The organism is Methylobacterium marchantiae (genome assembly GCF_042679825.1).
Lineage (GTDB): Bacteria > Pseudomonadota > Alphaproteobacteria > Rhizobiales > Beijerinckiaceae > Methylobacterium > Methylobacterium marchantiae.
Genome location: NZ_JBHTND010000055.1, coordinates 1 through 8955, shown reverse-complemented (window position 1 = coordinate 8955; position 8955 = coordinate 1). Strand labels below are relative to the sequence as shown.

The following is an 8955-nucleotide window of genomic DNA, read 5'->3' as shown; positions in this document are numbered from 1 at the left end:
ACCGCCATCGACGCGGCGGCCGCCCCCGGCGACACCCGCCCTCGCCTGCTGATGAGCCCGCGCGGTCGCCCCCTCACGCAGCGCCGCGTCCGCGACCTCGCGGAGGGGCCGGGGCTCGTCATCGTCTGCGGCCGGTTCGAGGGCGTGGACGAGCGCGTGATCGCCGCGCGGAACCTCGAAGAGGTGTCCATCGGCGACTACATCCTCTCCGGGGGCGAGATGGCGGCGATGGTGGTGCTCGATGCCTGCATCCGGCTCCTGCCCGGCGTCATGGGCAAGTCGGCCTCGGGAGAGGAGGAGAGCTTCGAGGGCGGCCTCCTCGAATACCCGCATTACACGAGGCCGCGGGACTGGGAGGGCCATGCGATTCCCGACATCCTGAACGGCGGCAACCACGGCGCCATCGCGCGCTGGCGGCGGCAGGAGGCGGAGCGGATCACGCGGGAGCGGCGCCCGGACCTCGCGAGCACAGACAAGTCGCCCTCCCCAGACAAGTCGCCTTCGACAAAGGCCTGATTCTCAAAGACTTGATCGAAAAACCACCTGTCTTTGCGTCGGGCGGGACTGAATTTATCGACGCAGCATCTTGCTAAATCGGCGATGGAGGCGCATTGGCAGCGCCGGGCCACTCCTCCCCAACGAGGAGCATTCATCTGTAAGGATGGACCATCGTCATGACACGTCCCACCGCGCGCCCCCGCGTGCCGAATTTCTCGTCCGGCCCCTGCACCAAGCGTCCCGGCTGGACCCTCCAGGCCCTTCAGAACGCCGCTCTCGGCCGCTCGCACCGCTCGCCGGCCGGCAAGGCCAAGCTGGTCGAGGCCATCGAGCTCACCCGCACCGTTTTGCGCGTGCCGGCCGATTACCGCATCGCCATCGTCCCCGCCTCGGATACCGGCGCCGTCGAGATGGCCATGTGGTCGATGCTCGGCCCGAAGACGGTCGAGGTCGCGGCCTGGGAAGCCTTCGGCTCCGAATGGGTCACCGACGCGCTGCAGGAACTGAAGATCTCGCCCATCGTCCACCAGACGCCCTACGGCGTGCTGCCGGACCTCGCGGCGATCGACACCCTGCAAAACGACGTCATCTTCACCTGGAACGGCACCGCCGCCGGCGTGCGCGTGCCGAACGGCGACTGGATCGCGGCCGACCGCGAAGGCGTGACCATCTGCGACGCGACCTCGGCCGCCTTCGCGATGCCCCTCGACTGGGCGAAGCTCGATGTCGTCACCTTCTCCTGGCAGAAGGTGATGGGCGGCGAGGCCGCGCACGGCATGCTCGTGCTCTCGCCCCGCGCCGTGGCGCGCATCGAGAGCAACACCCCCGCCTGGCCGATCCCGAAGGTCTTCCGCATGGCCAAGGGCGGCAAGCTGATCGAGGGCATCTTCAAGGGCGACACGATCAACACCCCGTCGCTCCTGGCAGTGGAGGATTACCTCGACACCCTGCGCTGGGCGCAAGGCATCGGCGGTCTCGACGCGCTCCATGCCCGCGCCGACGCCAATGCCAGGGTCGTCCACGACTGGGTGGCGCGGACCCCGTGGATCGGCCACCTCGCCGTCGATCCGGCGACATACTCGAACACCGGCGTCTGCCTCGTCATCACCGATCCGGACGTGCTGGCCAAGGGCGACGCATCGGTGGCCTCGGTGGCAAAGGGCATCGCCGATACCCTCGACGCGGAGGGCATCGCCTTCGACATCGGCGCCTATCGCGACGCGCCGGCCGGCCTGCGCATCTGGTGCGGCGGCACGGTGGAGACCTCGGATCTCGAGGCCCTGATGCCGTGGCTCGACTGGGCCTACGCCGCCGAGAAGGCCAAGCTCGCCAAGGCGGCCTGAGGCAACGACGCCTTCGCCGGCGCACGTTGTCTCACGTGCGCCGCGTGACGACACCGATCCGAACCGCACCCTCATCCTGAGGCGCCGCAGCGTAGCGGAGGCCTCGAAGGAGCCCTCCAGTTCGCGCTGCGATGTCTGGAGCCCTCCTTCGAGGCTGCGAACGCAGCACCTCAGGATGAGGTGATCGGACGGGATCCGATGGTGTCTGCCCGAAACGGGGTGGCCCCGATGTTGCCCCCAACCCCCTTCCTCAAGAGCCGGAGGCCATCATGGCTGCTCCCAAGGTGCTCATTTCCGATTCGCTCTCGAACGCGGCCGTCCAGATCTTCCGTGACCGCGGAATCGACGTCGATTTCTTCCCCAACCTCGGCAAGGACAAGGACCGCTTCGCCGCGGTGATCGGCCATTACGATGGCCTCGCCATCCGCTCGGCCACCAAGGTCACCCAGAAGGTGCTGGCGCAGACCACCCGGCTGAAGGTCATCGGCCGGGCCGGGATCGGCGTCGACAATGTCGACGTTCCCGCCGCCACGGCGCGCGGCGTCATCGTGATGAACACGCCGTTCGGCAATTCCATCACCACCGCCGAACATGCGGTGGCGATGATGTTCGCCCTCGCGCGGCAGATCCCGCAGGCGGATGCCTCGACCCAGGCCGGCAAGTGGGAGAAGAACCGCTTCATGGGTGTCGAGATGACGGGCAAGACCCTCGGCATCATCGGCTGCGGCAATATCGGCGCCATCGTCGCCGACCGCGGCATCGGCCTCAAGCTGAAGGTGGTGGCCTACGATCCCTACCTCTCGCCCGAGCGCGCCCTCGAAATCGGCGTGGAGAAGGTCGAGCTCGACGCCCTGCTGGCGCGTGCGGACATCATCACCCTGCACGTGCCGATGACCGACAAGACCCGCAACATCCTGTCGGCCGAGAACCTGGCGAAGACGAAACCCGGCGTGCGCATCGTCAATTGCGCCCGCGGCGGCCTCGTGGACGAGGTGGCGCTCCGGGCCGCCCTCGATTCCGGTCATGTGGCGGGCGCGGCCTTCGACGTCTTCATCGAGGAGCCGGCGAACACCAACCCGCTCTTCGGGCATCCCAACGTGATCTGCACGCCGCATCTCGGCGCCTCCACCAACGAGGCCCAGGAGAACGTCGCCCTGCAGGTCGCCGAGCAGATGTCCGACTACCTGATGACCGGCGCCATCACCAACGCGATCAACTTCCCGTCCATTTCCGCGGACGAGGCTCCCCGGTTGAAGCCGTTCGTGGCGCTCGCCGAGAAGCTCGGCTCGTTCCTAGGCCAGCTCACCGACGCGCCGATCAAGGGCATCCGCATCACCTACGAAGGGGCCGTCGCCGGCATGAACACCCGCGCGTTGACGGCCGCCGCGGTGACCGGCGCACTGCGGCCGTTCCTGCAGGACATCAACATGGTCTCGGCCCCCGCTCTGGCGCGCGAACGCGGCATCGTGGTGGACGAGATCAAGCGCGAGGGTGGTGCCAGCGACTACGAATCGGTGGTGCGCATCACCGTCGATGCCGAGGACATGCCGCGCGACGCCGCCGGCACGGTGTTCCACGACGGCAAGCCGCGGATCATCGAGATCCGGTCCATCGCCATCGACGCCGCCTTCGCGCCGCACATGCTCTACGTGCGCAACCACGACAAGCCGGGCTTCATCGGCCGGCTCGGCACCATCCTCGGCGAGGCCGGCGTCAACGTCGCCACGTTCAATCTCGGCCGCGAGGAAGAGGGCGGCAACGCCATCTGCTTCTGCGCCATCGACGCGCCGATCTCGGACAGCGTGCGCGCGGAGATCGAGGCGATCCCGCAGGTGAAGCGGGTGCGGCCGGTGAGCTTCTGAACGACCGTTCGCGCGCCGCCTCGTTTCGGGCGGCGTGCGAGAGGGAAATCCGGAGGTTGCGGAGTGTCGACAGGTCGGCGGCGAGGGCCCATTCCTCGGTGCCGCCACCGCGAACACACTCGACATTCGTTCCGGTCGAACGAGCATCGGCATGTCGGACGATACGATTCCTGCGGTGCGGCACCGTCCCGATCGATCGTGGATGAGAGCGACGGCCCAGGCCTGTCCATGCCATTGTCGGCCCCGCAGGCAGGACGTCACCGCTTCCGATCGGTCTCCAGCTGCGCCATGAGTTCGGCGAGCCTGGGGTCCAGGGGCTCATCGATGACCGGCTCGTACAGAGCCTGAAGCTCCTCGCCGAGGCGCCTCCTTGCCGTCTCGTTCAACGTGCCGTTCAGCATCGTCGCACTGGGCCGGGGCCTTGGTCGAATGGGCTCGTGGTATTCGTCGATGAGCATCGCCACTCCTTAGCCGGACCAAGAAGTGTGAACGCGGCCGGGGGAGGAATGTTCATTCTGCAAGGGGCGCTTCTTGCACGAACTGCTCCTTGCAAGGGTCGTTTCCTGCCGGGGCCGTCTGAGCATCGCCGGCCTCGGCCAGCTCCGAAGAGCCCGCGACGTCCGGCTTCAGGCTGCGCGCGCCTTGCCGCCCTGCCCTGCCTCTTCGGCCTGGTCGCGTTCGGCTTGCGCGGCGATCCCACGAAGGGCCGCCACCATGGCATCCGCCTGCTCGTCCAGATCGGCCGTGCTCTGCCATTCGGGACCACGCCGACGCGCGATGTGGAACGCCGCCAGCAGCGCGCACAGGCTGCCCCCGAAAGGTGCGGCGATGGCCGATGCGACGGGGCCGAACGGCATCACTATCGACGCCGTCGCGGCACCACCGCCGATCGCTGCGAACATCAAGGGGATCATGAGGCCTCCGGCGCCTGAGAGTATGCCCGAAAGCGGGCTCCCGGCCCCGGACTGATCGCGATCATGGATAGCGCTTCGTTAAGAATGCGATCGCGGGCGTGATTCTCCGGACGGGTTCCGGCGACCGGCCCCCGTCATTGCGACGGGTCGTGCGACGGGTCGGAGCCGCCTTCGACGCCCGACGCGTAGGCGTTGATGATCGCACCCACGAGCCCGGGAAAACGTGCGTTCACCTCGTCCAGCCGCAGGTAATTGCGCATCTGCACGCCGTGACGCTCGCTGCGGATCAGTCCGGCTTCCCGCAAGATCTTGAAATGGTTCGACAGCGACGATTTGGGGATCACCCGATCGCCCAAGGCCGCGACCGACGAACAGGCTTTGCCGCCGCCTTCCTGCAGGATGTTGACGAGGATCGCCGCGCGGTTGGGATCGGACAGCGCGTGAAGGATCGCCTCCGGCGCGACGTCTTCGATAGCGGGGTGAAAGAGCGGTCTCATCACCGATCCATAACGGAGCTTGACGTGTCGTTCAATAGTTCTATTTTATCGAACTATGGGACTAAGGCAGCCGTTCCGGTGCCGGCCCAAGGGCGAGCAACACAAGGTAGCAGACATGACCAGACTCCATGGCAAGGTCGCCGTCGTCACAGGCGCGTCGAAGGGGATCGGTGCAGGGATCGCCAAGGCCCTGGCGAGGGACGGCGCGGCGGTCGTCGTCAATTATGCATCGGGCAAGGAAGGCGCGGACGCCGTCGTGGCGGCCATCAATTCGGCCGGGGGCAAGGCCGTCGCGGTCAAGGGCGATGTCTCCAAAGCCGCCGACGCGCAGGGCCTGATCGAGGCCGCATTGTCCAGTTTCGGAGGGCTCGACATCCTGGTCAACAATTCCGGCATCTTTGAATTCTCGCCGGTGGAGGCCGTGACCGAGGAGCATTACCGCCGCCAGTTCGACGTCAACGTGCTGGGTGTTCTCCTGACGACGCAGGCGGCGACGAAGCACCTCCGGGAAGGCGGCAGCGTCATCAACATCTCGTCGTCGATCACCAGCCTGCGCTCGCCGGGAACGGCGGTCTACACCGCGACCAAAGCGGCGGTGAATGCGATCTCGGACGTTCTCGTCAAGGAACTCGCCCCGCGCAAGATCCGCGTCAACGTGGTGAGCCCCGGCTTCGTGGTCACGGAAGGCACCGTGACCGCCGGCATCGCCGGATCGGAGATGGAAACCGGCATCGTCTCGCAGACACCGCTCGGCCGTGCCGGCGCTCCCGACGACATCGCCGAGGTCGTCGCGTTTCTCGCCTCCGACGAGGCGCGCTTCGTCACGGGTGAGAACATCTTCGCGAGTGGCGGTCTGCGCTGACCGCCGTCGCGATCGGCGGCCGACCGGCATTCGGTCGGCCGCCGATGACCCCGCCATCTCGAACAACAACGGCACAGGTCTTCCGGCAAGCGGCGACGGACCGACGCCAAGAAGGAGACACGACGATGAAAGCCGTCCAGTATTCGGAATATGGAACGCCCGATATCCTGCGCTTCGTCGAGATCGACGCGCCACATGCCGGCCCCGGTCAGATCCGCATCACCGTGAAGGCCGCCGGGGTGAACCCGTTGGACTGGAAGCTGCGGTCGGGACTGTATCGTGATTTCATGCCGATCGCGTTTCCCTCCGGTGTCGGTGCCGAAGCGGCGGGGATCGTCGACGAGGTCGGCGACGGTGTTTCCGATGTCTCGATCGGCGACGCGGTGTTCGGTCTCGCCGTTTGGCGGACGGCCATGGCCGAGCAGGCCGTGCTGACCCGTTGGGCACGGATGCCGGACGGCATGTCCTTCGAAGTCGCCGGCGCCCTGCCGATCATCGCCGAGTCGGCGACGCGTATCCTCGACCTGGTCTCGATCGAATCCGGCGAGACTTTGCTGGTGGCGGGCGCCGCGGGCGGCGTCGGCACCGCCGTCATCCAGCTCGCTCGCCATCGCGGTGTGACCGTGATCGGCACCGCGAGCGCACCGAAACACGGGTATCTGCGCGAACTCGGTGCGATACCGACGACGTATGAACCCGGCCTGTCGGCACGTATACGCGAACTCGCGCCACAGGGTGTCGACGCGGCGCTCGATCTCGCGGGCGCGGGGAACATCCCGGAATTGGTCGAGATCGTCGGCAATGGGTTACGCGTCCTCTCGATCGCCGACATCGACGCTCCGAAATACGGGGCACTCGTCACGACATCGCAGGGCGAGCATCCGGAAATAGCCTTGGCGAACGTCGCGCGGCTCTATGCCGAAGGCACGTTCCGCCTGCCGATCGAACGAACCTTCCCGTTCGAGCGGATCGCCGAAGCGCAGGAACGCAGTTCGACCGGGCGGGTGGCCGGCAAGCTCGTCATCGCAATGACCTGATAAAAGCGGGGTCGAGGGCGAGACGAAGCGCTCCACGATGTATGAACGACGAACGGACCCGCCTACAGTCTCGACCCGAAAGACCGTGAGGCTGCTTCAATGCTGCCGTATACCGTGCCTGTGATCCGACTCGAGGGGGCGCGGCTCCAGCCGCACCCCTTGCCTCGACCGTGGAAAGTTTGGGCAGACATCGAGGAGCGCCCCTGTGATACTGGATCCGTGAGCTGCCGAAGCATGAGACTTCACAATCCAGTGCAGCCTGGGATGAGGAAGTATCGTGGCATATGTCCGTAACGCCCCTGGTAAGCGGCTCGATTACCCGGATGAGCTGGAGATCATTTCGTCCAGCAGAAATTCGCGCTGGGAAGGCGGGAAGTTTCAAGAGTCCCGCCTTCCTTATGCCGGATCGTTCGGGAATCCGCTCGGCGAGAGCGATTCCGACCTGGGTATCGTCTGGGTCCACGAGGGAATGGAAGTGAGACTCAACGGCGCCAGGAGCTTCTCGCCGCTGAAGCAACAGCCTTTATTGTACATGCCGCACGAGGAAAACTACGGAGACTGGAGAGGAGCCGCACGCAAATTTTCGCTCTACATGTCCGCTGATTTTACGCAGCATTCCTTGCACCGCAGATTTCTGGATCGACCCGACTGTGATCGCCTCGGATTCCTGCCGGGACTCGCACATCTCCTGAACGTTCTCCATTGCGATGTGATCGCGGGAACCCCCGCCGGGCCGTCCCTCGGGGAAGCGGTGATGCTGCAGGTTCTCCAACTGCTGTTCCCGGACGATGAACGGCGGGCGGACCTCGAGCAGAGGAGCATCACGCCGTCCCAGGTGGATCGAGCCTGCGAGATCATCGAAGCGCGCCTGTCGTCCCAGCTCAACCTGATGATCCTGGCGCAATCGGTCGATATGAGCACGCGGCACTTCACGCGTGCGTTTCGTCGGGCGACCGGGCACAGCCCGCACGCTTACATCACGCACCGGCGCCTGACGCGCGCGCAGGACCTGATGCAACAGGGAAGCCTGACCTTGGCGGAGATCGCCGAGCGCGTCGGTTTCTCCAGCCACGCGCATATGACGGCCACGTTCCGCAAGATTCTCGACAAGCCTCCATCCCATTTCAGCGACAGGCATTAACGTTTGTCACAGAAGCCACGAAGGTTTGGCTCGATCCTGAAAGCCATGTCCCGGACTCGAAAAAGGCAGATGGCCTCAGCTTGCTAGTATCCCGATGCTAATAGAAACGGCATCGAGGGAGCTATACGCATGCGGGCGTACTTGAAGTTGGCTTTCGTCCTTACGGCGGCACTATTAGGTTCGCCCGCCGCGCAGGCACAGAGTTTCGGCAATACCTGCTTCTTCGGAGACGGTCTCAACGATTGTCGCAACCTCGGCAGGACAACCCAGGGCGGCAGAGTTCCCAACCGGTCCGATCAACTCCCGCCCGCGATCGGTGCGCAGTACATGCCCACGAACAGTTCGACTGTCGCAATGGGCGGAGCGGCCGGTCAGCCCTTCTCCATCGACCTGGGCAACGGCCTCGGCGGCGTGGTCTCCGGCTCGTCCACCCTTGGCCGCTCGTGTGGCGATGGCCGCACCGTCAGCGCCGGGCTTCGCGACCGCGTCTGAACCCGTTCGTCCCCGAAGTCCCGTCTCGGGGGCGCGCCGTCGCCCGGCCTCACGGCCGGACATCTCTTTCATCCGCAATAAAGCCGGAGTGTCATTCCTTGAGCCGAACGATCACAGCGCATCCCTCGAAGGACGCAACGCCACCCATGAGTGCGGGCGAGAAGAAGGTCATTCTCGCCTCGTCCCTCGGTACCGTGTTCGAATGGTACGATTTTTATCTGTACGGATCGCTGGCGGCGATCATCGGGGCGCAGTTCTTCTCGGCCTATCCGGAAGCGACGCGCAACGTGTTCGCGCTGCTGGCCTTCG

At 65.8% G+C, this 8955-nt stretch carries 10 protein-coding genes; 7 read left to right on the top strand and 3 right to left on the bottom strand.

Annotated elements, in window-relative coordinates:
* The 3 genes from trmD to serA all read left to right on the top strand — a co-directional run.
* Positions 1-516, top strand: a 516-nt coding sequence (gene trmD / locus ACFQ4G_RS21495) for a tRNA (guanine(37)-N(1))-methyltransferase (protein ID WP_379041065.1), incomplete at its 5' end; no start/stop codon positions are given.
* A gap of 158 nt (positions 517-674) precedes the next feature.
* Positions 675-1841 carry a phosphoserine transaminase gene (locus tag ACFQ4G_RS21490; RefSeq protein WP_238202899.1) on the top strand — a complete coding sequence of 389 codons (1167 nt, stop codon included), beginning with the start codon at positions 675-677 and terminating at the stop codon, positions 1839-1841.
* Positions 1842-2110: 269 nt separating this feature from the next.
* On the top strand, positions 2111-3703 hold the full coding sequence (gene serA, locus ACFQ4G_RS21485) for a phosphoglycerate dehydrogenase (RefSeq protein WP_238202901.1): 1593 nt from the start codon (positions 2111-2113) through the stop codon (positions 3701-3703).
* Positions 3704-3960: 257 nt separating this feature from the next.
* On the opposite strand, the gene ACFQ4G_RS21480 is transcribed toward serA, so the two are convergent.
* The 3 genes from ACFQ4G_RS21480 to ACFQ4G_RS21470 form a co-directional block, all read right to left on the bottom strand.
* Entirely contained in the window at positions 3961-4161 is a 201-nt protein-coding gene (locus ACFQ4G_RS21480; RefSeq protein WP_238202903.1) for a hypothetical protein, read from the bottom strand.
* Positions 4162-4329: 168 nt separating this feature from the next.
* On the bottom strand, positions 4330-4617 hold the full coding sequence (locus tag ACFQ4G_RS21475) for a hypothetical protein (protein WP_238202905.1): 288 nt from the start codon (positions 4615-4617) through the stop codon (positions 4330-4332).
* Positions 4618-4751: 134 nt separating this feature from the next.
* Complete coding sequence (locus tag ACFQ4G_RS21470; protein WP_238202907.1) at positions 4752-5114, bottom strand: ArsR/SmtB family transcription factor; 363 nt, start codon at positions 5112-5114, stop codon at positions 4752-4754.
* 115 nt (positions 5115-5229) lie between these two features.
* Here ACFQ4G_RS21470 and ACFQ4G_RS21465 point away from each other — a divergent pair, with 115 nt between their 5' ends.
* From ACFQ4G_RS21465 to ACFQ4G_RS21450, 4 genes are all read left to right on the top strand, one after another.
* Positions 5230-5976 (top strand): glucose 1-dehydrogenase, encoded by a 747-nt coding sequence (locus ACFQ4G_RS21465; protein WP_238202909.1) that lies wholly within the window; start codon positions 5230-5232, stop codon positions 5974-5976.
* Between the two features lie 125 nt (positions 5977-6101).
* Positions 6102-7013, top strand: coding sequence for an NADP-dependent oxidoreductase (locus tag ACFQ4G_RS21460; protein WP_379041061.1), 912 nt, complete (start codon positions 6102-6104; stop codon positions 7011-7013).
* Positions 7014-7290: 277 nt separating this feature from the next.
* Positions 7291-8154 (top strand): helix-turn-helix domain-containing protein, encoded by an 864-nt coding sequence (locus tag ACFQ4G_RS21455; protein ID WP_238202914.1) that lies wholly within the window; start codon positions 7291-7293, stop codon positions 8152-8154.
* A gap of 129 nt (positions 8155-8283) precedes the next feature.
* Positions 8284-8646, top strand: coding sequence for a hypothetical protein (locus ACFQ4G_RS21450; RefSeq protein ID WP_238202916.1), 363 nt, complete (start codon positions 8284-8286; stop codon positions 8644-8646).
* The last annotated feature ends 309 nt before the right edge of the window (positions 8647-8955 follow it).